General features: G+C 32.9%; 28 protein-coding genes and 1 pseudogene. 10 read left to right on the forward strand and 19 right to left on the reverse strand.

The window, feature by feature from the left end:
* Nucleotides 1-107 precede the first annotated feature (107 nt).
* Nucleotides 108-1,271 (forward strand): MFS transporter, encoded by a 1,164-nt coding sequence (locus ACVBED_RS10680; protein WP_447120260.1) that lies wholly within the window; start codon nt 108-110, stop codon nt 1,269-1,271.
* Between the two features lie 270 nt (nt 1,272-1,541).
* Here the strand turns inward: ACVBED_RS10680 and ACVBED_RS10685 are convergent, their stop codons facing one another.
* Nucleotides 1,542-2,042: a GreA/GreB family elongation factor gene (locus ACVBED_RS10685; protein WP_447120261.1), complete on the reverse strand. Its 501-nt coding sequence runs from the start codon at nt 2,040-2,042 to the stop codon at nt 1,542-1,544.
* 300 nt (nt 2,043-2,342) lie between these two features.
* Here ACVBED_RS10685 and mnmA point away from each other — a divergent pair, with 300 nt between their 5' ends.
* Nucleotides 2,343-3,530 carry a tRNA 2-thiouridine(34) synthase MnmA gene (gene mnmA, locus ACVBED_RS10690; protein ID WP_447120262.1) on the forward strand — a complete coding sequence of 396 codons (1,188 nt, stop codon included), beginning with the start codon at nt 2,343-2,345 and terminating at the stop codon, nt 3,528-3,530.
* Between the two features lie 22 nt (nt 3,531-3,552).
* Here the strand turns inward: mnmA and ACVBED_RS10695 are convergent, their stop codons facing one another.
* Nucleotides 3,553-4,371 (reverse strand): BRO family protein, encoded by an 819-nt coding sequence (locus ACVBED_RS10695; RefSeq protein WP_447120263.1) that lies wholly within the window; start codon nt 4,369-4,371, stop codon nt 3,553-3,555.
* 256 nt (nt 4,372-4,627) lie between these two features.
* Nucleotides 4,628-4,774, reverse strand: a complete 147-nt coding sequence (locus tag ACVBED_RS10700) for a hypothetical protein (protein WP_473094989.1) — start codon at nt 4,772-4,774, stop codon at nt 4,628-4,630.
* 6 nt (nt 4,775-4,780) lie between these two features.
* On the opposite strand from ACVBED_RS10700, the gene ACVBED_RS10705 reads away from it, so the two are divergent.
* Together ACVBED_RS10705 and ACVBED_RS10710 are read left to right on the forward strand one after the other, a co-directional pair.
* Nucleotides 4,781-5,098 carry a type II toxin-antitoxin system HigB family toxin gene (locus ACVBED_RS10705; protein WP_447120264.1) on the forward strand — a complete coding sequence of 106 codons (318 nt, stop codon included), beginning with the start codon at nt 4,781-4,783 and terminating at the stop codon, nt 5,096-5,098.
* Nucleotides 5,076-5,435 (forward strand): helix-turn-helix domain-containing protein, encoded by a 360-nt coding sequence (locus ACVBED_RS10710; protein ID WP_447120265.1) that lies wholly within the window; start codon nt 5,076-5,078, stop codon nt 5,433-5,435. The genes ACVBED_RS10705 and ACVBED_RS10710 overlap by 23 nt, the downstream gene beginning before the upstream one ends.
* Before the next feature lie 66 nt (nt 5,436-5,501).
* Here ACVBED_RS10710 and ACVBED_RS10715 read toward each other — a convergent pair whose 3' ends face one another.
* The 8 genes from ACVBED_RS10715 to ACVBED_RS10750 all read right to left on the reverse strand — a co-directional run bounded on the left by ACVBED_RS10715 (nt 5,502) and on the right by ACVBED_RS10750 (nt 12,241).
* A complete protein-coding gene (locus ACVBED_RS10715) occupies nt 5,502-6,245 on the reverse strand; it encodes a LytR/AlgR family response regulator transcription factor (RefSeq protein WP_447120266.1) in 744 nt (247 codons plus the stop codon).
* Nucleotides 6,246-6,254: 9 nt separating this feature from the next.
* The gene (locus ACVBED_RS10720) at nt 6,255-6,815 is read right to left on the reverse strand and encodes a methyltransferase family protein (RefSeq protein ID WP_447120267.1); all 561 of its coding nucleotides are present in this window, start codon (nt 6,813-6,815) and stop codon (nt 6,255-6,257) included.
* Nucleotide 6,816: 1 nt separating this feature from the next.
* Nucleotides 6,817-7,116 (reverse strand): 2TM domain-containing protein, encoded by a 300-nt coding sequence (locus tag ACVBED_RS10725; RefSeq protein ID WP_447120268.1) that lies wholly within the window; start codon nt 7,114-7,116, stop codon nt 6,817-6,819.
* Nucleotides 7,103-7,402, reverse strand: coding sequence for a 2TM domain-containing protein (locus tag ACVBED_RS10730; RefSeq protein WP_447120269.1), 300 nt, complete (start codon nt 7,400-7,402; stop codon nt 7,103-7,105). Before ACVBED_RS10730 ends, ACVBED_RS10725 begins: the two co-directional genes overlap by 14 nt.
* A gap of 11 nt (nt 7,403-7,413) precedes the next feature.
* Complete coding sequence (locus tag ACVBED_RS10735; RefSeq protein ID WP_447120270.1) at nt 7,414-8,733, reverse strand: 2TM domain-containing protein; 1,320 nt, start codon at nt 8,731-8,733, stop codon at nt 7,414-7,416.
* A 32-nt stretch (nt 8,734-8,765) separates the two neighbouring features.
* Nucleotides 8,766-9,056 carry a 2TM domain-containing protein gene (locus ACVBED_RS10740; RefSeq protein ID WP_447120271.1) on the reverse strand — a complete coding sequence of 97 codons (291 nt, stop codon included), beginning with the start codon at nt 9,054-9,056 and terminating at the stop codon, nt 8,766-8,768.
* A 164-nt stretch (nt 9,057-9,220) separates the two neighbouring features.
* The gene (locus ACVBED_RS10745; RefSeq protein WP_447120272.1) at nt 9,221-9,877 is read right to left on the reverse strand and encodes a hypothetical protein; all 657 of its coding nucleotides are present in this window, start codon (nt 9,875-9,877) and stop codon (nt 9,221-9,223) included.
* Between the two features lie 156 nt (nt 9,878-10,033).
* A complete protein-coding gene (locus ACVBED_RS10750) occupies nt 10,034-12,241 on the reverse strand; it encodes a TonB-dependent receptor (protein ID WP_447120273.1) in 2,208 nt (735 codons plus the stop codon).
* Between the two features lie 129 nt (nt 12,242-12,370).
* Between ACVBED_RS10750 and ACVBED_RS10755 the strand changes: the two genes are divergently transcribed.
* Nucleotides 12,371-12,889: a superoxide dismutase family protein gene (locus ACVBED_RS10755; RefSeq protein ID WP_447120274.1), complete on the forward strand. Its 519-nt coding sequence runs from the start codon at nt 12,371-12,373 to the stop codon at nt 12,887-12,889.
* 50 nt (nt 12,890-12,939) lie between these two features.
* On the opposite strand, the gene ACVBED_RS10760 is transcribed toward ACVBED_RS10755, so the two are convergent.
* Both ACVBED_RS10760 and ACVBED_RS10765 read right to left on the reverse strand, forming a co-directional pair.
* Entirely contained in the window at nt 12,940-13,812 is an 873-nt protein-coding gene (locus ACVBED_RS10760; RefSeq protein ID WP_447120275.1) for a mechanosensitive ion channel family protein, read from the reverse strand.
* 1 nt (nt 13,813) lies between these two features.
* On the reverse strand, nt 13,814-15,934 hold the full coding sequence (locus ACVBED_RS10765) for a carboxy terminal-processing peptidase (RefSeq protein WP_473094990.1): 2,121 nt from the start codon (nt 15,932-15,934) through the stop codon (nt 13,814-13,816).
* Nucleotides 15,935-16,078: 144 nt separating this feature from the next.
* On the opposite strand from ACVBED_RS10765, the gene surE reads away from it, so the two are divergent.
* From surE to ACVBED_RS10780, 3 genes and pseudogenes are all read left to right on the forward strand, one after another.
* Nucleotides 16,079-16,846: a 5'/3'-nucleotidase SurE gene (surE, locus tag ACVBED_RS10770; RefSeq protein ID WP_447120277.1), complete on the forward strand. Its 768-nt coding sequence runs from the start codon at nt 16,079-16,081 to the stop codon at nt 16,844-16,846.
* 5 nt (nt 16,847-16,851) lie between these two features.
* The gene (locus ACVBED_RS10775) at nt 16,852-17,181 is read left to right on the forward strand and encodes a DMT family transporter (RefSeq protein ID WP_447120278.1); all 330 of its coding nucleotides are present in this window, start codon (nt 16,852-16,854) and stop codon (nt 17,179-17,181) included.
* A 77-nt stretch (nt 17,182-17,258) separates the two neighbouring features.
* Nucleotides 17,259-17,528: pseudogene (locus tag ACVBED_RS10780) on the forward strand (IMP dehydrogenase); the annotation flags it as partial.
* Here the strand turns inward: ACVBED_RS10780 and ACVBED_RS10785 are convergent.
* The 6 genes from ACVBED_RS10785 to ACVBED_RS10810 all read right to left on the reverse strand — a co-directional run bounded on the left by ACVBED_RS10785 (nt 17,529) and on the right by ACVBED_RS10810 (nt 22,892).
* Nucleotides 17,529-18,179, reverse strand: coding sequence for a hypothetical protein (locus tag ACVBED_RS10785; RefSeq protein ID WP_447120279.1), 651 nt, complete (start codon nt 18,177-18,179; stop codon nt 17,529-17,531).
* Complete coding sequence (locus ACVBED_RS10790) at nt 18,176-19,129, reverse strand: L-histidine N(alpha)-methyltransferase (protein WP_447120280.1); 954 nt, start codon at nt 19,127-19,129, stop codon at nt 18,176-18,178. Before ACVBED_RS10790 ends, ACVBED_RS10785 begins: the two co-directional genes overlap by 4 nt.
* Nucleotides 19,126-20,277, reverse strand: a complete 1,152-nt coding sequence (egtB, locus tag ACVBED_RS10795; RefSeq protein ID WP_447120281.1) for an ergothioneine biosynthesis protein EgtB — start codon at nt 20,275-20,277, stop codon at nt 19,126-19,128. The genes ACVBED_RS10790 and egtB overlap by 4 nt, the downstream gene beginning before the upstream one ends.
* A gap of 114 nt (nt 20,278-20,391) precedes the next feature.
* On the reverse strand, nt 20,392-21,135 hold the full coding sequence (gene fabG, locus ACVBED_RS10800) for a 3-oxoacyl-[acyl-carrier-protein] reductase (RefSeq protein ID WP_473094991.1): 744 nt from the start codon (nt 21,133-21,135) through the stop codon (nt 20,392-20,394).
* Nucleotides 21,136-21,140: 5 nt separating this feature from the next.
* Nucleotides 21,141-21,875: a 16S rRNA (cytidine(1402)-2'-O)-methyltransferase gene (rsmI, locus tag ACVBED_RS10805; RefSeq protein ID WP_447120282.1), complete on the reverse strand. Its 735-nt coding sequence runs from the start codon at nt 21,873-21,875 to the stop codon at nt 21,141-21,143.
* Nucleotides 21,876-22,892, reverse strand: coding sequence for a hypothetical protein (locus ACVBED_RS10810; protein ID WP_473094992.1), 1,017 nt, complete (start codon nt 22,890-22,892; stop codon nt 21,876-21,878). It abuts the gene before it with no gap.
* A 60-nt stretch (nt 22,893-22,952) separates the two neighbouring features.
* Between ACVBED_RS10810 and ACVBED_RS10815 the strand changes: the two genes are divergently transcribed.
* Both ACVBED_RS10815 and ACVBED_RS10820 read left to right on the forward strand, forming a co-directional pair.
* Entirely contained in the window at nt 22,953-23,534 is a 582-nt protein-coding gene (locus tag ACVBED_RS10815; RefSeq protein WP_447120284.1) for a thymidine kinase, read from the forward strand.
* 68 nt (nt 23,535-23,602) lie between these two features.
* On the forward strand, nt 23,603-24,400 hold the full coding sequence (locus tag ACVBED_RS10820) for a hypothetical protein (protein ID WP_447120285.1): 798 nt from the start codon (nt 23,603-23,605) through the stop codon (nt 24,398-24,400).

The following is a 24,400-nucleotide window of genomic DNA, read 5'->3' on the forward strand; positions in this document are numbered from 1 at the left end:
TAGATTTTCCTTCCAAAATTAATTCATTAATACAATTGTAGACTGGCCTATTCTTTCAAGATAATTTATAGTTTTGCAAATCTTTTAAATGACTCGATTAATATTAAATGAAAAATAATTTACCAAATTCCACACTCTACCTTCTGAGTATTTCTGCGGGTTTAGTTGTCGCAAATTTATATTATAATCAGCCTTTGTTGCATGACATCGCATTGACTTATCATGTAAGCGATTCACAAGTAAGTAATGTAGCGCTATCTACTCAAATTGGCTATGCATTGGGATTATTGCTAATTATTCCATTAGGTGATAAAATCAGCAATATGAAAATTATAAAAATTGATTTTCTGATTTTAGTTTTATCGTTAATAGGTGCAGCGCTTTCAAAATCTTTGTTGTTCTTAATAATCAGCAGTTTTTTAATTGGTTTTACTTCTACTTTGCCTCAATTATTTGTCCCGATGGTCGCACATCTTAGTAATGATGAAGGGCGCGGAAGAGCCATTGGAATTGTGATGAGCGGTTTACTCATCGGTATTTTAGGAAGTCGCGTTTTGAGTGGATTAATTGGAGAATATTTTGGCTGGCGCAGTGTTTTTTATGGAGCAGCCGCCTTAATGACTATGCTTTTCGTTTTGCTAAAAATTAAACTTCCAGTTATTAAACCAGACTATTCAGAAAGCTATTCCAAATTAATGCAATCGCTTTGGTTCTATTTAAAAACTGAGCCTACATTGAGATTGGCAACCCTTCGTGGCGCGTTAGCTTTTGGAAGTTTAAGTGCATTTTGGACGACCTTGGTTTTCCTAATGGAAGATTCATTTCACTACGGAAGTGCAGTTGCAGGCGGTTTCGGTTTATTTGGAATTGCGGGCGCTTTAGGTGCGGCGTACGTGGGCAAACTCAATAATAGAATCAGTAAAAATAAATTGATTCTCGCCGGTGTGATTTTATTAATTATTTCCTGGTTAATTTTTCTTGTTTCCGCGCATTCAATATTTGGTTTAATTGTGGGTGTTATTTTGATAGATTTAGGCTGTCAATCGCTTCACATTACCAATCAAAATATTATTTTTTCTAAAAACACCGAAGCTAGAAATCGCGTTAATACCATTTACATGGTTGGTTTTTTTATTGGCGGTGCTTTAGGAACGGTTCTCGGCGCAATTGCCTGGAATTCTTTCGGCTGGACAGGCGTTTCAATTTTAGGTTTACTACTTTCTTTTACCATTTTAATTGTTCAATTAATTACAGCAAAAAGAGTTATTTAATTTTATCCAAAAAGGTGTTTTTGAAAATAACTTCTAATGACCACGGAAACGGAACCGTTAATAAAATTATATTTTAATTCGTTAAAAAATTTCCAGTGTTTGAGTGGCGGCAGAAATCTACTTTCCGCCCGAAACCTAAAGAAGTGGTTCGACGACATTAAGAGAGTCAATTTGGAAATTTTATAATTAAAATATAATTTTTAGGTGGGTTTCCAGTCTTGAATTTTTGGTTCTTTTGTTTCAAGACAAAAGAATAAATAATCAAAGTTTCTAATATTTAATTTCCAAGATCTCGAACTGATTTTTCCTCTCACCTAAGTTTAAAATCGCTTTATCACCTGCTTTTTTGTGCATTAATACTTTCGCTAAAGGGGTGATAAAAGATATTTTTTGTTTTTTAATATCGGCTTCATCTACGCCAACCAATTGAAAAGTTTGCTTTAAATTATTTTCTAAATTTTTAAAAGTCACTGTCGCACAGAAATGAACTTCATCTTGCGGCAATTTTTCTGGGTCAACGATTTTCGCAGATGAAATTCTCTCATTTAATAATTGCAATTTTGCATTGATATGATTAAAAGAAATTCGGTATTCTTTTTCCTGTGAACTATCTAAATTTTCTTGTTCTTCTGTCAAACTTTCACGCTCTTCCAAAAGCAGATCCATTCCATTTTGAGTGACAAAATTTTCTATATTTTCCGGTAAATCTGCTCTTGGCGCTACCATCGGCACTTCTTCCTGGTCATCTTCTTTTACAAAACCTCTGCTCATAATTTTAAAATTAACTCTTTTAAATGCAATTACTAATCCAAATTTATTGTTGCAATTTATCTTTTAAAGCAAGTTATTTTTAGAATTTAATCTTGAAAGAAAAACAAAACTTCGAGGTAGCCCCGATTGCAGTGGAAATCCTTTCATTCCGATGTAAAATCGGGATGAAAGATTGGAACGGAAAGCGGGAATAATATTGAAAATACCGATGATCTTGTTGCTTCTAAAAATTCTGCAATTATTGTAGTAAATTTGCACCTCAATAAAGAGTCTCCTTGAAAGGCTTTATAAAATGAAAAAATGAAAGTAGTAGTTGGTTTGTCCGGCGGTGTAGATTCCAGTGTTGCTGCGTATCTGCTTCAGCAACAGGGACATGAAGTTATTGCGCTTTTTATGCGTAATTGGAATGATGCATCGGTGACTTTGGAAGATGAATGTCCGTGGATCGAAGACAGTAATGATGCGCTTTTAGTGGCTCAAAAACTGGGAATTCCGTTTCAGGTGATTGATATGAGCGAACTTTACAAAGAGCGCATCGTCGATTATATGTTCAATGAATATAAAAACGGACGGACACCAAATCCGGATGTTTTATGCAACCGCGAAGTAAAGTTTGATGTTTTTATGAAAACGGCTTTATCGCTTGGTGCTGAGAAAGTTGCGACGGGACATTACGCACAAGTGACTTCCACTTTTGACGAAAACGGAAAAGAAATTTTTCGCCTTTTGGCGGGGAAAGATGACAATAAAGACCAGAGTTATTTTCTTTGTCAACTGAACCAGGACCAATTGTCAAAATCGCTTTTCCCCATTGGAAATATTACAAAACCGGAAGTTCGGGAAATTGCTAGGGAAATGGGTTTAGTGACTGCCGAAAAGAAAGATTCGCAAGGTCTGTGTTTTATTGGAAAAGTTAGTTTGCCCACATTTTTGCAACAACAGTTAAAACCAAAAGAAGGTGAAATTGTAGAGATTTTCAGTGATTTTGATCAATATCACCAAGAAAAACTGGAATTTTATTCAAAACTGGAAGAACTGGAATTTCTTTCTGCAAAAACAATTTATAAAAAATCTGACGGAAAAGTCATTGGCAAACACCAAGGCGCGCATTATTTTACCATCGGGCAAAGTAAAGGTTTGGGAATTGGTGGCCACAAAGAATCCTGTTTTATGATCTCACGCGACATGAAAGACAATTTAATTTTCGTGGGCGAAGGCAGAAATTTCCCAGGACTTTTCAGAAAAGCCTTGAAAATTGAAAATAGCGACACTCATTGGGTTCGCGAAGATCTAAAATTAAAAAATGGCGAAACTTTAGACGTTTGTGCAAGAATCCGTTACCGACAACCTTTAGAAAAAGCGACCCTTTTTCAGTTTGAAGAAGGTTTATTCATCGAATTTGAAAACCCACAATCGGCCATTGCAGAAGGACAATTTGCCGCGTGGTATTCTGGGGAAGAATTGTTGGGGAGCGGCGTGATTTCATAGAATAGCAAAAATCCTCCTTTCTTTACTTTTTTTTATTGCTGTCTTCCTTTAGCATTTTTTTATGTCCATCTTTTAAACCTTTTTTTACCTCTGAAATTTGTTTTTCAATGGGTAAATTTTCAGGGTTTTTCCCCATATTTTTTTGGATAATACCCCTAACTTCCTTTCCCACTTCGTAGTGAGTTTGCTCTAAATTATTTTGTCCATTAATACCTTTGTTTTTTATTCTTTCCTCGGTTTGTGTTACCCTAAATAAATTTGCTGCCAATTCTGTTCTTCCCATATGGTTCATAAGAGAACCCTTCTTTACATTTCTTTTCTTTTCAAGTTTCCAAGATTCCATATTGTACATCCCAACATAACCTGCATTTTGGAATCTTGCAAAATCGGTTACGCCTGATCTCTTTGCTATTGAAGCTAATGATTTATTCCCCTCTGTTAATTCTTCTCGAATTAGCATTCTCTCAATATCATTATTGTTTTCAATAAATAATTCGAATTTTCTTGTTTGTTGCGCAAAATAAACTTGTGCTTCCGCAACTTCAACTTTTTTAGGATCGCCATTCATTACCGAGATATAGCAGGCAAAACGTGAAAGTTTAAAATCTTGACAATTATTACCATCTATTTCTCGCTGTTGAGAAATAATATTTTCATAATGTGGAATATTTAATGATACGAAAGCCTTGGTCGCCCTGTCTAAAACTTTATGAAAAGATTTCATATCCTTATATCCTAACATTTTCATTAAATCGGATGCCCACCAAAATGTTATACCATTTTCATTTTTAAAATCTTCAAATGATGCTGAACTACCACTAATTTCCTGTATATCTTCCATAATAAATCTATGTATTTGCAAAAGTACTAATATAAAGAATTAAACGTATATCAAATTAGAAAGAACTTGTTAAAACCAATAAAACATTTGTCTTGAATTGTCCATTTATGTGATTGACATTTTATCGTAAATTCATACTTCATTTTAAAATACTTCTAAAATTTAATTACCCTCAAAATTTCAATATATTTTTCAATCTAGAATTCATTGCATAGAGTTGAAATATTAATCCTAAGTAACTGATTTTCCTTTTATTCTACCTCACCAACCAATCCTTAAATTCCTTCACCCGATCTCGGCTCACCGTAATTTCTAAATCCGGTTGAAATTCCATTTCTACTTTGTAGTAAGGCCAATAATTAAATAAATTAAGTGTCACCAATTTGGGAACATTTTTGTACATTTGTCTATGCGAATTATTGCTGTAAATACTTTAAAAGAATTTTGGGAAGAATTTCCGCAAGCAAAGCAGTCTTTATTATCATGGTATGAAGAAAGTAATGTTGCAGAATGGGCAAGTCCAAATGAACTTAAAGAACAATACCGAAACGCTTCAATATTAACGGATAAAAGAGTTGTTTTTAATATTAATGGAAATACTTGCCGATTAATAGTGGATATAGAATACCGACTGAAAATCATCTTTATTGTTTGGTTCGGAACGCATAAAGATTATGATAAGATTGATGCTAAAAAAATAAGTTATGTTAAAACCAATAAAAAATAGCAAGCAATACGAAAGTTCTCTTGAGAGAATTTATTTGCTGATGCAAAAAGATATTAAGGAAGATTCTAAAGATTCTGACGAACTAGAAATTCTCTCTATTTTGGTAAAAGAATATGAATTGGTGCTTTTTCCTGTTCCAAAACCAAGCCCAATTGAAGCCATTAAATTCCGAATGGAACAAAGAAACATGTCTGAAAGTGAATTAAGTAAAATATTGGGAACGCGTTCCCGAAAATCTGAAATCCTTTCCGGTAAAAGAAAACTGAGCCTGACAATGATCAGAAATTTAAAAGAAAAACTAAATATTCCTGCGGAAGTATTGATTCAATTGTACTAAATAATTTAATTTCTCTAATAAATTTTTCCTTATTAAAGTTTTTCGCCGTTTTTGTTTAATAAGAAATTATTTCACCAACCAATCCTTAAATTCCTTCACGCGATCGCGGCTCACGGTAATTTCTAAATCCGGTTGAAATTCCAGATCAACTTTGTAATACGGCGAAGTGTGGATGTTTTTAATGAAATTTAAATTTATAATAAGTTGTCGGTTGACGCGGAAAAATTGTTTTGGATCTAAACTTTGTTCGAGTTCTTCTAATGTAAAATCGGTTGGATAAACACGGTCTTTGGTTTGTAAATAAGCAATTTTATTTTCGCTGTAAAAACACGAAACCTCATCGGTGGAAACAATTTTTAGATTATAGCCGATCTTTACTAAAATTCGGGATAATTTTGGTTCTTCTTTTTTAATTAAATTTTTAAAATTCAATTCGTTAGAAGGCATTTCATTAGGTAAGAAACTTTTAAATTTATCAACGGCTTTTTCCAGATCTTCCTGCAAAATTGGCTTTAAAAGATAATCGATGGAATTCAGTTTAAAGGCTTTCAATGTATATTGATCATAAGCCGTGGTGAAGATCATAAAACTTTGCACCGGAAATTTTTCAAAAATATCGAAAGACATTCCGTCACCAAGCATTATGTCAGAAAAAATAAGTTGCGGCGCCTCATTATTTTTAAACCAGTCTAAACTTTCTTCCACGGAAGATAATACGGCAACTATTTCTAAATCAGGTATTAAACCCAACATTCTTTCTAATTTTCTGGCGGCAGGTTTTTCATCTTCGATGATTACGGTTTTGATCATTTTCTTAATTTAATAAATAAAAGGAAGCACTTTTTTTGTATGCTTCATGTAATCAGTATATGCTGTTCCAAACTGTACTTTTAAAACTTTTTCTTCAATTTTAATTCTATAAAAAAACATTGAAAATACTGGAATTAAAAGGACAATTGCAGAAATCCAGTTGTTTAAAACAAGCGCTAAACCGACAAAAGTTAGCAGAGAAAAAGTGTACGAGGGATGTCTGATGTATTTGTAAAAACCGTCAGTAATGAGTTTATGGTTTTTCATAATGGTCACATCTACGGTGAAATATTTACCCAAATTATAAACCACGGCCAAACGAAAAATAACGCCCAACATTAAAAAAGCCAAACCAATTATTTGAAAAGCCAGATTGCTGTAAAAATGGAAACTGCTTTCTTTGGCAATATAAATGCTGAAGAAAATGCTGAATCCGATCACAATCCAAAGATGCGATAACGACTTTTTATCTTTGCTACTTTCGGCACTACTTCCAGAACGCATTTTCAAAAGCAGAAAAATTTCTGAAAGCGCCCAAACGATTATAATAATATTTGTTGTTGTTTCCATATTATCTGTATTTATCCATTAATTCGCGAGTTTTTCTTTCTTCCCAATCGTTTCCTAAAATAAAATTAGGTAAGAAGACACTTAATCCGTGGGCCGCTAAACCAATTCCCCAGAAGAATAAAGTATAGAAATTATGCCAATGGAAATAGCTTTCTCCAGGTCTTAAATCTTGATAATTTAAGTAAACAATTAAAGCATTAACGCAAATGTAAACCAAAAAATGCGTGTAAAATCCTTTGATCCGTTTTACTCTTTTCTTCGCCTTCTGGTATTTTATTTCGTCAGAATTATACGTTTCCATTGTTGTTATTGTTTAGTTCTTTATCCATCATTTTTCTTTCCCAGTCTTGATTTAGAAAAAATAATTTTAACCCTTTTACCGCTAAAATAATTCCCCAGATCAAGAAAATTCCACCAAATCTATGATACTCTAAAAAAGTAAGTTCGCCTGTTCTGAAAAATCTTTCCACATTGTACACTAAAAATACAAGAATGAAAATTGCGACGCCTACATAGAATCTTTTCATACGATGAACTTTTTCTTTTGCGATAGAATAATCTATTTCGTTTTGTGAATAATTTTCCATGGTTAATAGTTTTAGGAATTTTTATTTAATATTTTCTGAATTTGTTGCTCTTCCCAGTCTTTGCTAATGCCAAAAATAGAAATAGCACGAATCACTAAACTTAATCCCCAACCGAGCATCGGCCACCAAAACCACTGGTATTGCGGCGCCGTGTAGAGATTTACAAATATTAAAAACGGAATGATCACGCAGTAAGAGGCAAGATTTCCATAAAACCCCTTTAATTCTTTTACGCGTTTTGAGGCTCGTTCGTAAGCATTGCTTTCTGATGCATTTTTTGTGTTCATTTTTTGTGTTTTTTGTGTTAATATGGGAATTTTGACTTTAAAATAATCAGAAGATTTTTCTATAAAAACATTTTTCTTTGTTAATAAAGCATAGCGTTGAACGATGTTTGAAAGCCCAATCCCCGAAGATTCTTTGATGTTTTCTCTAAACTGAAGATTGTTTTCTATTAATAAATTTCCATCTTCTGAACTGATTTTTATATGCAAAGGTTTTGAAGAAGTGGCAAAATTGTGTTTGATGCAATTCTCTAATAATAACTGCAAGGAAAGCGGCACAACAAATGCTTTTTGAACACTTTCATTGACGTTAAATTCAAAAGTGACGCTATCTTCAAAGCGGGTTTTTAAAAGCGCGGTATAAGTTTTTGCAAATTCTATTTCTTCTTCTACGGAAACCAATTCCTTGTCTTTCTGCTCTAAAATGTAGCGGTAAATTTTTGACATCGAAGCCGTAAATTTCTGTGCTTGTTCAGGGTTTTCATCTATCAAAGCACTTAAGACATTTAAAGAATTAAATAAAAAATGCGGATCTAATTGGTTTTTTAAAGTTTCAAATTGGGCGTTTGCAGATTTTGCAATTAATTTCTGCTCAACGACTTCTTTTTTAGAAGATTTTTTCCACTCATCCATAAAACCTTTTGCGTGCATAATCGCGGACACTAAAAGCGCAAAGTTGATAATGATCCAGTTGAACATGCCCATTTCACCCTTGAAAAAATTATCTGGATTGTTTTTTTGAAGGACAATTAAATTTAAATAATTACAGACAAAAACCAGAAATACATTTACAAAAAGGGTTGAAATTATTCCTAAAACAATTCTAGTACGTGTATTATCTATCCAAGAATATTTTGAATTAAGATAGCAATTGGTGTAATAATTACCCATTACAAAGACAAAGGAATACAGAAACGAAACCAGAAAACTTATTAAGAAATTATGGAAAGTTTTATCATTTGTGAAGAAAGTGAAAAAAAACAAGCCTGTTGCAAAGGAAATCCAGAGCATTGTGATCATTTTTTTTCTTAAATCTTTTGTATCCATTTTGTAAATTTAATTATTAAAATAATTCAAAATTATTTATTTAATATTTTTTGGATTTCTCTGTCTTCCCAGTCTTTTCCAAAAATAAAGTTTTTCCCAAAAACTGAAAAACCGTGTGCTGCAAGACCAATTCCCCAGAAAAAAGCCGTCATATAAGGGTCTGAAGTATATAAACTACGTGGATTATCAATATAGCAACTCGCGATAATAAAAATGTTTATAAATAAATAAACTGTTGCGTGGGTGTAAAATCCCTTGATGCATTTTACTTTTCTTTGTGCTTGTGCAAATTTTTCATCTGAGGTTAAAGTATAAGTTTCCATTACGATATAATTTATTTGGTTAATTAATAGTGTAAAGATAAACTGACAAACAGCGGTTTACAATTTTTTCCAACCGAAGGGTAAGATTATTATACTGAATGGTATTGAAAAAAATTAAATAAAAAAATCCCGCAAAAAGCAGGATTTAATTTGATATTTTTAAATTATTTCGCCACTTGAGACAGAAAATAATCGACTTCTGCTTTCCCCCAACTTGGGCTTAGCGCAGAAGTCGATTTATAAACCGCAAATTGCGCTTGTGCTTTTTTAAATAATTCAATACCTTTTTCTTTGCTTCCACCAAATTGTTCCGGCGTGTAATAAGTATCTTCCGCCTTAAGCAAAGTAATTCTTGGGTTTTCAGGATCCAATTTTTCAGCGGCTGCAAGAAATCCTGCGGCAAGCGAACCTTCACTCATATAACGCGATTGCGGATCGACCATCATTTTTAAACTGTGCATCATTTTATTAAGGATTGTAACCTCTACGTTTTTTGATGAGATGGCTTCTGCAGCATCAATGTGCTTTTGTGCGTCATCTGCTAATGCATCTAAATCTGAAAGTTTTTGTTCACGCATTAAAATCCGTCCCTTTTGAATGTCCGCGAACGCCGCATAATATTGTGGTAACCATTCTTTGTTTTCCTTTAAAGCAATTCTGCTGAAATCATTAGCAAGAGCGCCCAATTCTTCTGCATTTTGGCTTTGCTGCACTTTGGCAACTTTGTCTGCCATTGCTTTTTCATAAGCGGTTTGTGCAAATGCATTAATTCCGGTAAAAGTCAATGCAAGACTTAAAACTAAATTTTTAATTGGTTTCATTATATAAATTTTTATTGGTTTGTTAATTATAATGTAAAGATAGATTGAGAATTTTTCTTTTAAAATTAATTTATACTGAATGGTTAGTTTTGATTTCTGAAAGGTTTAAAAATAATTTAATCCCATTTCTTTTATCTTGGTTCTTGGTTTGAAAGTCTACAAGTTATTATTAATCGTATCATTCGTTTTATCTTGTCCAAAACTTATAAATGCACCAATAAAAATAAAAGTATTAACTGGCGGAACAACCGCAGAACTTTGCATGCCATTATTAGAAAAATTATAGCCGTAGATATTCTTTTGGCCTAAAATATTAGAAACACTTAAAACTAAAACGGTAAATGCTTTCGGATTTTTTTTACCCAAATTTGGAAGATAATTTAAGCTAAAATTTAAACTACTGAAGTCTTTTAGTTTTCCTTCATGACGAATAATATTTTGGCCATTATCATTAATAATATCATAATAAGGACGCCCAGAAGAATAGGTGTAAGACATATTAAACCCTGTTTTCCATTTGGTTACAAATTTTTTCGCAACAAGATTTAAAGTATGTTTTGCAGCAAAACTTGGTATAAGACTCACCGGATAATTATTAAAATCTCTTTTGGTGTCTAAATAAGAATAAGTTACCCAATAATCTATGTCTTTAATGGATTTTTTATCCCGCCAAAACAACTCTAACCCTTTTGCAAAGCCACTTCCATTATTATTTGTCGCCGTCGAAAAATATTGATCGCCTGAAGTTTTAATTAATTGATTGTATTTTTTATAAAAAGCTTCAAGCCGCAAATTTCTACCTTCTGTATTTCTTTGAACCTGAAAAATATAATGTTCTGCTTTTTGAAAGGTTAGTGGAGCGGCAGAATTTAAATATTTACTTTCAGGATTTTGGTAAAAAATTCCGTAAGCCAAAGATGTGGTATAATCTTTCGCCAAACGATAAGCAACCGCGATTCTCGGTGCAAGATTCCAATGTTTTAAATAAGAAGAATTCTCCGCACGAACACCTAATTTAGCAGAAAAATTGTTTGAAAACCCTAAATCGGTTTCTAAAAATCCTGCAGAGATTAGATCTGAATAATTTTTTTTGAAAGCACCATACTGAGATTTTTCATTCGCATTATTAAATTCAAAACCACCACGAATGGCTGAGATTTTATTTATTTTTCTATCAACAACTGCTTTTGCGTTTATATAATTCCCTAAAACATTTGAGGTAATATTGCTTTGCGGCACGTCATTTAATAAAGTGGAAAAATTTACATCCGATTTATTATAAGCATAAGAGGTTCCAATATTTAATAAATATTTTCCAAATTTTTGTTTAAATGATAGATTTTGGTAAATGTTATTTCCCTTTAACGACACTTTATTTTTATCAATATTTGGTTCTAAACTTTCAGAAAGAACACTTAATTTATTTGTATCAAAATTGGTGAAATATTTAAAAAATCCACCACTTTTAGTTTTGATTCTAAAATTGGCATCGCCGTTTACGCTTTCCGGTGCTTTTTTAAAATCAGTATTAAAATTTAGAAGTTTATTTACCAATTGTAAATTAGAATAACCCAAACTCACGCCGTAAGATGCTGTTTTTGACTGGGTTAATTTCTGATAACTTCCGCTTAAAAATATTGGTGAAAGAGCAACATCATAAGAGGTAGTTGCTGGCAAATCCACGCTTTCTAAAATTAATACGCCAGATAAAGCTTGTCCGTAAAGGGCAGAATAACCGCCGCTGGAAAAAATATTTCCTTTAAAAAGCGACGTGTTAAATCGGTCTCTACCAGGAATTCCTGGGACAGAATTAGAAAAATAATTGTTGATTAAACTGCCATCCATGAAAATCTTTGTTTCCGCACCAGTTCCACCACGCACAAAAAGTCCTTCAGATTCCCCAACTTTTTGCACTCCGGGAAGATAATTTAAAGCTGACGAAATTTGTCCGTTCGCACCTGCTGTTGTATAAATATCAATCGGTGTCAATAAAGCTGTGGCTCTTTTTTTATCACTTGCTTCAATACTTCCTGCCGAAATAACGACGGCATCAATTTCATTCACCTGTTCTCTTAAATCAACATTTATACTAATGTTTTCAGTGGCTAAAACAATAGGTTTCTCAACTTCTTGAAATTTTGTATTTGTAAAAACTAATGTCTTATTTCCTTTTTCGGAAGTTTCAAAACTATATTTTCCTTCTTTATCAGACGTTGCGCCGTCGTAAGTGTCTTTTAAAGTAACCGAAACGTTAGAAATACCCTTATTTTTATAGCTGATCTTTCCGTTAATTATAATCTGCGCTGAAATTGGCAAAAAAAGTAAGACAAAGAAAACAGCTATTGTTTTTGAACAAGTTATCATAGTAATAATTTTGAGTAAAGATAATTTCACTGTACCTTTATCTCCTAACTTTTTTCGCTGAACTGTCAATTTTTGAGACTCAAAGGTGGCTTTATAATTTTTCGGCGGAATAACTTTAAAAAAATAATTATGAAAAATTTAAAATTTCTACTATTTGCAGCAAGCAGCGTTTTAGTCACATCTTGTGGTTCAATGAAGAATATGAAAACCCTGACAGAAAACATTAATTCTAAAAATGGCACAAGCACGCAGGGTACAGCGAAATTTAGCCAAGAAGGAAAGATGGTAACAATGGATATGAATGTTTACAAATTAACTCCAGGAATTCATGCGGTTCACGTGCATGAATTTGGCGATTGTTCCTCAGCAGATGCAAAATCTGCCGGCGGACATTGGAATCCATCAAAAGATGACCACGGTAAATTCGGCGGTGCTCATTTCCACATGGGTGACATCGGAAATTTGGTAGCGGATAAAAATGGAACAGCCAGATTAATTTTTAAAACCGATAAATGGTGTTTGGGTTGCTCTGATGAGTCTAAAAATATAGTCGGCAAAGCAATCATAATTCATGCGGATAAAGATGATTTTATGACACAACCTACTGGAAATGCGGGCGGCAGAGTTGGATGTATAGAAATAAAATAATCTAAAATTATTTTAATAAAAAGGCTGGAAAATATTTTCCAGCCTTTTTATTATTGATCCTTATCAATTGTTTGAGGAAAATCCATCGTCCTGATAGGATATGGAATATTGATGTTATTTTCTCTGAATTTCTTCAAAATTGCCATTCTGATGTCACTTCTGACCTGCGGTGCGCTGAATAATTTTATGCTGTAATAATATAGTTTTAAATCTAAAGAACTATCGCCAAAATTTTCCAAACGAACAATTATCGGTTTATCTTTTAGTACTGATTCGTTTTCTGAAGCGGCTTCTTTGAGAAGTTTGATGGCCAGCTCCATATCTGTATCATAATGAACACCAACATCGATTATAAAAATAACGGCGGGCGAATTATGACTAAAATTAATTAATTTGTCTTTAGTTAAAAGTGAATTTGGATAGATGATGCTTTTCCTCTCGCGGGTCTCGACCGTTGAGGTTCTCATACTTATCTCTTTCACTTCACCAATTGTACCGTCAATCTCGATGATATCTCCCATTTGTACAGACCGATCAAATAAAATAATAACGCCGGAAATGAAATCTAAAAATAAATTTTGTAAGCCTAAACCAACCCCTACCAGAATCGCACCTGAACCTAAAAGAAGCGGCGAAATATCAACTCCCAGTGATTTCATAACCATTATCGCAGCAACAATAAAAATAATGTAGTAGAGAATTTGTGAAATCGCAAACTTCTTCCCAATCGCTACTTTTTCTGATTTATAAATCAGTTTTTTAGCTAATTTATTAAATAACACCGCTAATAAAATAACTAAGATAGCCGCTAATATCTCATAAATGCTTAAAGAATATTTTCCGATTGAAAACACCTGATATTCAAGTATTTCACCAAAACTTAAACCAACATTTTCTGAAATATTCTGCACCTGATCCTTCATATTACTTCATTTCGGAAACAATATTTACAGCTTCATCAAGATAGAAATCTCTACTTAGATTTTTTGTCCACGATTTGGTTTTTTTAGCAAAAGTGGTATCTGATTTTTCTTTTAAAACCTCATCTGGGTTGAGAATGAAACTTAATTTATTATCATATTTTTCCAAAGGTTTGAATTCTTTAAGATCGGCTTTTCTTTTATCCATCAAAGCCATAAATTTTTTCTCGTTCAGCGTAATGCTTTTTTCTTTATCCAATTTATCTTTCCATTCTGTAGATTTCTGAAGCAACTGATAATTAGCATTATTTTTAACGCGCTCCTGACTCGCTTTTTCTAAAGCGGCAACATTAAAAATATTCATTTTCTTAAAATCTGTTGCTGCAATTTTGTCCCAAGGCAAAGCGTAGTCCCCAAAGCGCTCGCCAATCTCAGAATTTGTGAAAAAATCTTTTAGAGAAATATCAGAATTCACACCTTTAATTTGGGTCGATTCTCCCGTAATTCGGTAGAATTTTTGAATAGTCAATTTAAGGGAACCAAAATCATCATTCGTATTTAAAAAACGATTCAAATCTACAAATGTTTGTACGGTTCCTTTTCCATAAGATTGTGGTGATCCAACAATAACGGCTCTTCCATAATCCTGCATGGCACCTGCTAAAATCTCAGAAGCTGAAGCGGACAATTCATTTTGCATAATCACAAGTGGACCTGTCCAAAGTGGACTTGTAGATTTATCTCGTAATGTTTGAATTTTTCCATCGCCATTTTTAACCTGAACATACGCACCGCCATTCATAAAAAGACCCATAATATCGCCAACCTCCGTAAGAGAACCTCCGCCATTATTTCTCAGATCTAAAATAATTCCCTCAACTTTTTGGGCTTTTAATTTGATTAACTCCGCTTTGATATCGTCTGAAGCGTTTCTTCCTTTTGGATCATTAAAGTTAGCGTTGAATCCAGGTAAATTAATGTAGCCATATTTTTTACCGTTTTTATATTGAATGGAAACACTTCTTGCAAAAGTATCTTCAATGGTAATTTCATCTCGGATAAGAGTTACATCTTTTATGGATTTATCTTTTTTCTCGACCGTTAGCGTGACAGGAGTTCCTTTCTCACCACGGATTAGTTGAACAGCTTCTTCTGCGAGCATTCCCACAACATTTACAGCATCACCATTGGCCTTGGATTTTACCTTTAAAATTTTATCGCCTTCACTTAACTGTTTAGACTTCCACGCTGGTGCACCGGTTACTAGTTCACCTAAATATAAAAAGCCTTTCTTTTCTTGAATTATTGCCCCGATTCCTATAAATTGTCCACTAAAACTGCTGTCAAAATCTTCTTTGTCACGTGGTGAAAAATAATTGCTGTGCGGATCAAAAACCTGGGTGTAGGCATTCATATAAACTGTAAACCAGTTCATTTTTTTTCTTTTCTTAAATCTTCTAAAAGTGTCGGTTACCAATTCTTTTACCTCTTGTGTTGCTTTAATTTTTTTAGCCTCGGGTGTTAAGATTTGCAACTTAATGGTGTCTTTAAGTTTAAACTTTTGAACAGAATCCTTCTTTTCTTTCTGGCTAACTTCTTTATTAGTTAAAGTTGCCATCTCCTGCAGAATATTGTATTTAATGTATCTTTTCCATTCCTTGTACTGCTCGTCTTTATTGGCTGGATTAACTTTGTCTTTCGGTTCAATTATTAAACTGTCATTTTCATCTAAATTTATTGGTTTCGTAAAAATATCTTGCGTCATAGCATCAATTTCGTCTACTCGCTGATAAAGACGATCCACCGTAGTTTTATAAAAAGTAAGATCTCCATTAGTCAGAAAATCATCCAATTTGGTTTTATACTGCGAAAAATCTTTCATATCAGATTCTAAAAAATACCTTTTTGAAGGATCCACCATTTCAAAATATTGTTTGTAAACATCCTGCGAATAGGCGTCATTAAATGGTTTCGGACTATAATGCAGATATGAAAGCGTGTTTTTAACACTGACCATTATCGTAGACATTTTTTGATCATCATCTTTCGGAGAATTAAAACAGAAAGCGAGTGCTGTAAGCGGAATAAATAATAACAGTTTATTGAATTTAAATTTTTTGAACATTTGAAATAATATATTAATTAGGTTTAATAAGTCTTTAAGAATGATTTTTTGTTACTTTAAAAAAAGTTTAACTGGCAAATTTAATACCTAATTAAGGAAGAAACCATAACTTTTTAATTAATTTTGTAAAAACGAAAAAGTTATATGCAAAAACCACTTATTTTAGTAACAAACGACGACGGTATCACCGCGCCGGGAATTAGAAATTTAGTTTCTTTCATGAATGAGATCGGTGAGGTAATTGTTGTTGCACCAAATTCCCCACAATCCGGAAAAGGCCACGCCATAACAATAAATTCTACCCTTACATACGAAGAAATACAGTTGGAGGGTTCTCAAAAAGATTTTGCGCTTTCAGGAACACCTGTTGACTGTGTGAAATTTGCTTTAAATAAAATTTTACCAAGGAAACCGGACTTAGTTGTTTCTGGAATTAACCACGGTGCCAATTCTTCTATCAATGTAATCTATTCTGGAACTATGAGTGCCGCTGTAGAAGCTGGAGTAGAGGGTTTACAGGCAATTGGTTTTTCACTTTTAGATTTTGCCTGGGAGGCAGATTTCACACAAGGTAAAAGTTTTATTCAAAAAATCGTCAGAAATATTTTAGAAAATCCTTTACCGAAAGGCATTGTTCTTAACGTAAACATTCCAAATCTTCCGGAAGATGAAATAAAAGGCATAAAAGTTTGCCGACAAGCAAACGCAAAATGGGAAGAAAATTTCGATGAAAGAATAAATCCTCACGGAAAAAAATATTATTGGCTATCCGGTTATTTCAATAATATGGATACGCATGAAGATGCCGATGAAAATGCACTTTCTGAAGGTTATGTCTCAGTAGTTCCGGTAAAATTTGATTTGACAGCACACGAATATATTTCAGAATTAACTCAAATTTTCAATAAATAAATTTCATGAATTGGATAATTCTAATTATTGCGGGTCTGTTCGAAGTTGCTTTTGCATCTTGCTTAGGAAAAGCTAAGGAATCTTCTGGAGTAGTGATGTACATTTGGTACATAGGGTTCGTTATTTCTTTAACAGTGAGTATGTTATTATTATTGAAGGCAGTACAAACTTTACCAATAGGCACGGCGTATGCAGTATGGACGGGCATTGGTGCAGTAGGAACTGTATTAATGGGAATTTTTGTTTTCAAAGAACCAATTAATTTTTGGCGGATGTTTTTTTTAATCACACTTATAGGCTCTATTGTTGGTTTAAAATCTGTTTCCACAACTTAATTCTTAACTAATCAAAGTGCGTTAAGCAAGCGGCGTCCGAAACCGCCTATTTTCCACCAAATAATTCTGACACTTGGGAAGAAAATGATAAAAAATACCGCACCTTTTATGGAATGAGTTCTAAAACAGCCATGGATAAACATTCGGGTGGTGTTGGAAATTACAGAGCGTCCGAAGGAAAAACGGTAAAAGTACCATACAAAGGTTTGGTATCTGAAACTATTTCAGATTTGTTGGGCGGCATCCGTCCAACTTGTACATATGTTGGTGCGTCTGCGATGAGAGAACTTTCTAAGAGAAAAACTTTCATTAGAGTTCAAGAACAAGAAAATCAAATTTTTAGCTAATTATTTTAAAAATTCTTCAATCTGTAAATTTGCCATATCAATACAGAACGAATTATCCTTTAAAGCGAATACAGAAAGTTCAGTACAAGCAATACCAACTGGCATTAGCTCAGAATATTCCTTAATTAAATTATGATAAATTTCGATCTGTTTTTGAATGTAAGTTTGATTAAAAACATCTTTTCTAAAATCATCCAGCCATTCTTGATCCTTTTTAGTGGGAAGAATAAGTACAATATTATTATCAGAGAATTTTTGTTTTAAATAATCTGAGTTCATCGTGTATAAAGTCCCAAACAAAGTGATTTTCGAAATCTTATTTTTAATCAAATAATCAATCATCAAATTTATTGGGTGATAAAGTTTTACAGTACTTCCGATTTTATCTAAAGTTTCATGAAGCGTAATATTTGGAACTAACAGATTTGTAATTCCCAACCCAGAAACTGTATTTAAAATTGCTTCAATTTTAGGTTTTAAAGTAGAAAATTGATTGGGTAGAAAAGGGTTTAATTCTTGAAAATCAATCTGATAGAGAAGGTAAGGGCATGTTGAATATTCTTCGTTTCCTACTTTAAATTGTCTTTGGATTTCACCTAAGTAATATTCTGTAGAAAAAACACCCAATCCTAAAATTCCTTTTAAACTCATTTTTTGGTCAAAATATAATCCGCAAAATATTTTTTAGAATCTAAGAATTTACCAGAAATTTCAAGTGCTGAATTTTTCAATAAATCTGAGAGAATTTCGTCGTTATATTTTCTGGAAATCTCAGTGTGAATTTTTTCATTTTTATCAAACTCAAAGGTTTTATCTAAATCTTTAATGAAAACGCTTTGCTTCTTTTTACTTATTAAAAAACTTTTGGCAACACCCTCTTCTTCTGTATATTCCGGCTTATGTTCAAAATTTTCTAAAATAAAATCAGCACCCAGATCTTCATTTATTCTTTTTAATAAATTCATATTAAAATCTCTCGTAACACCTTCTGTATCATTATAAGCGGGCAAAACTATTTCTTTAGATTTAATTAAATCAAGTCCTAAAAGCAATTTTTCATTTGGTTTTAAATGTAAAGCGAGTTTATTTAGAAAATTATGCGCCACTTTATCATTGAGATTACCCAAATTTGAACCAATAAATAAAATCACTTTTGGTTTTTCTGAACTGAATAATTCATCTAAAGCCTGAAAGTATTCACCCTGTTTCGCTTCAATATTCAAATCTGGAAACAAACTTGTAAGACGATTTGAAATAACATCTAAGCTGTTTTGAGAAATATCAACGGGAATATATTTAAATGAATAACCACTTTTTAATAAACTATCAATTAAATATTGTGTTTTTTTTCCATCACCAGCGCCTAATTCAATCAATTCAAATTCCTGATCTTTTTTAATATTAAACGACGAAATGACACTCTCACTTTGATCGCGAAAAATTTCCATTTCACAATTTGTGAGATAGTATTCCGGCAATTCCATTATTTGCTGAAAAAGTTCATCGCCGATCTTATCGTAAAAAAAATGGGAAGAAATATATTTATTCTCACTAGATAATCCAACATTGATGTCTTCTAAAAAAGTGTTTTCTTTTGTCATTTTACTAATCTTAAGCCTGTAATTTGCCACCTGTGTTTTGGATGGAAAAAGTTTCTGTAGGTATTTCTTTCGTGTCCTTTTGGTGTAGCCGTAGAAGCGCCACGTAAGACCATTGTATTTATCATAAATTTGCCGTTATACTCACCAACTGCACCTTCTGCAATTTTAAATTTTGGATAAGGAAGATACGCGGAGTACGTCCATTCCCATCTTTTCCCCCAATTTAATTGATTTGAAGCAGCTTCCCATTCAAATTCCGTTGGTAATCTGCAACCTTTCCAGTTGGCAAATGCCTGCGCTTCGTAAAATGATATATGCGTTAAAATATGTTCAGCCTCAATTGCTTTTAAACCTTCAAGTGTATAAGAAAACCACTTTCCATCTATTTTTTGCCAATAAAGTGGCGAGATAATTTGATTTTCATTTACCCAATTCCAGCCCTCATCCAGCCAAAATTTAAAGTTTTCATAACCGCCGTCTTCTATAAATTCTAAAAAATCTGCGTTGGTCACTAAACTTTTTGAAATTTCAAATTCATGCAAGAAAACTTTATGTCGACCTTCTTCATTATCAAAGTGAAAACCTTCGCCTTCAAAGCCAATTTCATAAATATTTTCGGGCATTTTTAACCAGCCTTCCTCTTCATTTTTCTGAGCAGTAAGGTTAAATTTCTCTTTGTAAACGAGGTGAATTGGGTTGTAAGAAAAAGTGTGTTTTAAATCCGTAATTAACAGTTCCTGGTGTTGTTGCTCGTGATTAATTCCCAGAATAATTAATTCCTTCAATTCTTGCGAAATCTCATCTCTTAGTAATTTTTCAATGTGAGAATCAACATATATTCTATATTGATAAACTTCTTCAACAGTTGGTCTTGTTATCGTTCCCCGTTCCGTGCGGATTGCTCTTTCGCCCACCGCATGATAATAACTGTTAAACAAGAATGAAAAGTGAGGATTAAAAATTTTATAATCGCTGTAATATTTTTTTAAAACCATTTCCTCAAAAAACCATGTAGAATGACTTAAATGCCATTTTGGTGGGCTTGCAAAGTCAACGGGTTGCGGAATATAATCCTCTATTTCCAAAGGTTCACATAGCTCAACTGAATGCGCGCGGGTTTTTTGAAAATTTTGTAAAAGTGCATTCATAAAAATCAGCAAATTTTTTTTTGTACGATTGCAAAGCAAAAAATATTCCGCAATTTAGTTTTATCGACTAATTATTTATTTTTAGTAAATTTATTTTGATTTTAAATCTAAGAATTAGGTCAACATTCCGCCATCCACATTTAGAACTTGTCCCGTGATGTAAGAGGACATATCGCTAGCAAAGAATACACATGCATTAGCAACGTCTACTGGTTGTCCGCCCCGTTTTAATGGAATTCCTTCTCTCCATCCCTGAACAGTTTTTTCATCTAGAGCTAAAGTCATTTCGGTTTCAATAAATCCTGGCGCAATGGCGTTACAACGAATATTTCTAGAACCTAATTCTAAAGCAATTGATTTTGTAAAACCAATTACTCCGGCTTTTGACGCTGCGTAATTAGCTTGTCCGGCGTTTCCTTTTATTCCAACAACAGAAGTCATATTAATAATAGAACCAGATTTAGCCTTCATCATTGGTTTTACAACAGCTTTTGTTAAATTAAAAACGGAATCTAAATTAACTTTTATGATAAGATCCCAATCTTCCTTAGACATTCTAAGCATCAAATTATCTTTGGTGATTCCAGCGTTATTGATTAAAACATCAACTCTGCCAAATTCTTCCATCACATCTGCTACTAATTTTTGGGCGGCATCATAATCAGATGCATCAGATTGATACGCTTTTGCTTTGGTTTTTTCGTTTAATTCCTTTTCCAATTGCGCTGCTTTATCCACAGAACCAGCATAAGTAAATGCAACTTGGGCACCTTGTTCTGCAAAAACTTCTGCGATTCCTTTTCCAATTCCACGCGTTGCGCCAGTAATTAAAACTACTTTTCCTTCTAATAATTTCATTTTAGTTATTTTTCTAAATTTTTATATTTGTTTTTAGACGAAAGTATTTCATTTTCGTTTTCTTTATTCACCACATTATTTACCACTAAAACAATTTCGCCCTTCAACGTTTTACTTTTAGAAAATGCAATTAATTCATCTATCTTTCCACGCTTCGTTTCTTCAAATTTTTTCGAAATTTCTCTACTTAAACTTACTTTAGTTTCATCTCCAAAAAATTCTTTGATCTGTTCTAAGGTTGTATTTATTTTATGTGGACTTTCGTACAGTACAATGGTTCTGTTTTCCGCTGCTAATTGAGCTAATTTAGTCTGTCGGCCTTTTTTTGGAGGTAAAAAACCGGCAAATAAAAATTCATTATTTGGTAATCCTGAAATTACCAGAGCTGGTATTAATGCTGTAGCGCCAGGCAAACACTGCATTTCCAAATTTTCATCCGAAATTGCTTTTGCTAAAAGATAACCTGGATCTGAAATACCCGGTGTTCCCGCATCAGTAATCAAAGCGATATTTTGACCGCTTTTTAAATCATCAATAACTTTCTGTGTATGTTGGTGTTCGTTGTGTAAGTGATACGATTTTAATGGTTTAGATATCTCATAATGTTTTAAAAGAAAACCGGAAGTCCGCGTATCTTCACACAAAATATAATCCACTTCTTTTAATAAACGAACAGAACGAAAAGTCATATCCTCAAGGTTTCCCACCGGTGTCGGAATAAAATATAGAATACCACTCATTTAAATAAATTTATTTTCCACTAAAACCCACAGTCTTTGTGCATAATCATCCACCCTTTTCCAATCTTTGGTGTAATAAAGTTCACTTAAATATTCTTTTGCTCCGTCTAAAGTTTTATAACTATTTAACTGGTTCACAGTATTTCTAAGTTCCTGCTCGTCACCATGAAATAATAATTTTGTGAAGGCTACTTTGTCATTCAGATCAATTCTAAAATCTTGTTTAAACTTCTCGGCTTCCATAAAATCAGTCGCCATATTGCTATTGTGTAAAGGTTTTTCTGGTATTGATTCAAATGGCTTTTCTTCTAAGAAGTCATCATCAAAGAGTGATTTTACAATTCCTAAACCTTTAATTTTTCCTAATCTAAACTTCTTCTCAGTGATTGTTTCATTTTTAAACTCATCATAAATTGGTGACGGCTCTTTAGTAACACGTTCCGCTTTATTAAATTCAACAATTTTGCGTCTTCTTTCTTCGTACTCTTTTTCCTGAATTAATTTAATTTGTTCTTCCACTGTTTCAACTTCCGCAGCTCCTTCAACAATTTCGACTTTCAAATTTTCACTTTCTTTGTTTTCTTCTTTTTCCTCAGTTTCGGATACAGTAGCAAAAGCGTTTTCCAAGGGTATTTTTACAAAAATAGTTTCAGCCGTAAATTCAGTTGCTGTTTTCTGAACTTCATGGTTTTCTAGAATCTTAATTTTAGCAGATAACTCAGAGATTTCTAATTCTTTTTGCTGTAAAATTTCCCAATACTCAGTTTTTAATTTTTCGTTGACTTCCTGAATCATTTCCACTGCTAAATCTTTTTCTGCTGAAAACTGACTGTTCTCCGAAGAAAAATTAAGCTCGACTTCCGAAATATTTTTTAAAAACTGCACCTTCTTTTGTAAATTAGCAATGTTGCTATAATGATGAATCAAATCCCCAGGAGACTCTATTTTTCCTATTTGAACCAAATAATTTTGACATTCAGAAAAAATATTTTCCTTTAAATTTTGAATACTTTGCATGCTTTTATCTTGTTAATTTTTGCTTACTTTTGAGGTAATTTATAATTGCTAATTTAACAAATGTTTTTAGAAAACACAATAAATCACGCGAAACAAAGTGGTTGGATGGAAGTGATCTGCGGCTCAATGTTTTCGGGGAAAACGGAAGAACTAATTCGCCGTTTAAGACGTGCAGAAATGGCCGGACAAAACGTAGAAATTTTTAAACCCGCTTTAGACGTCAGATATTCTGAAGAAGCTGTGGTTTCTCACAATCAAAATAAAATTAGAAGTACGTCGGTTCAAAGTACTTCTGAAATTTTACTTTTAGGTTCTGGGTGCGATGTAGTCGGGATTGATGAGGCCCAGTTTTTCGATGAAAGTATTGTAGATGTCGCAAATAATTTAGCTAATAATGGCATTAGAGTTGTTATTGCTGGTCTAGATATGGATTTTTTAGGAAGACCTTTTGGCTCAATTCCAAATTTAATGGCGACCGCAGAATATGTGACAAAAGTACACGCCATTTGCAGAGATACAGGAAATTTGGCCAATTATTCAATGCGAACTTCGGAAGGAAAAAATTTAGTGGAATTAGGAGAAACAGAAAATTATGAAGCCGTAAGCAGGAAAGTTTTCTTTGAAAAAATGAAAAAGCAATAAGTTGTTTTTTTCCTTAATAAATATCGGCTTGCTTTACATTAAAAAAAAATAAACTCTAAAAAAAAAATATGAAAATAAAGAAACTATCCCTATTAATAATTTTAATAGCGATTAAATTTTCCGCACAGTCTGAGAATAAAAAAAGCAGCTTAACAGTTGGTACTAATTATCAAACAGATACGCAGTACATGGGCAGGAAAGATTCTATCAACACGCCATTAATTGTTCCGAATTTTAATTATAGTTTTAAAAACGGAGTTTTCGCAAATGGAGAAGCCTATTTTAATGCCAAAACTTTGAAATTAGACGGCGGATACATTGCTCTGGGGTATGAACTAGATAAGGAAAACTGGGGCGCTTCTTTGGCTGTAAGCAAATTTTTCTTTAGATCTGATGCTAATGTAATTCGGTCAGATGTAAAATTCTCGATTGATGGTAGTTTTCATTATGATGCCGATTGGCTCACTTTTAATTTTGAGCCCACTTACAACATTGGCACAAAAGGATCCCTTGTTTTAGCTGGAGGAATTTCAAAAGAAATTAATATTGATGAAGTTACCGATAATGGAGATATTCATTTTACTCCCAAACTTTATCTTTGGGCAGGTGACGAAAATACAATCATTAATCATTTAATTAAAAAAAGAAAGAAAACGATATCCACCAATAATTCCGCGAATAAATTTCAATTGGCAAGTATTGAATTTAATTTGCTATCTGAATATATTATCAATGATAAATTTAAAATAATTGTAGATCCACTGATTTCGTTTCCACAAAATTATAAAGGATTGGGTGGTTATTATGCAACAAATTATCCCAAAGAAATATTTGTTTTAACCGTTGGGGTCTCTTATAGTTTTTAA

It is taken from the genome of Halpernia sp. GG3, from assembly GCF_052976925.2.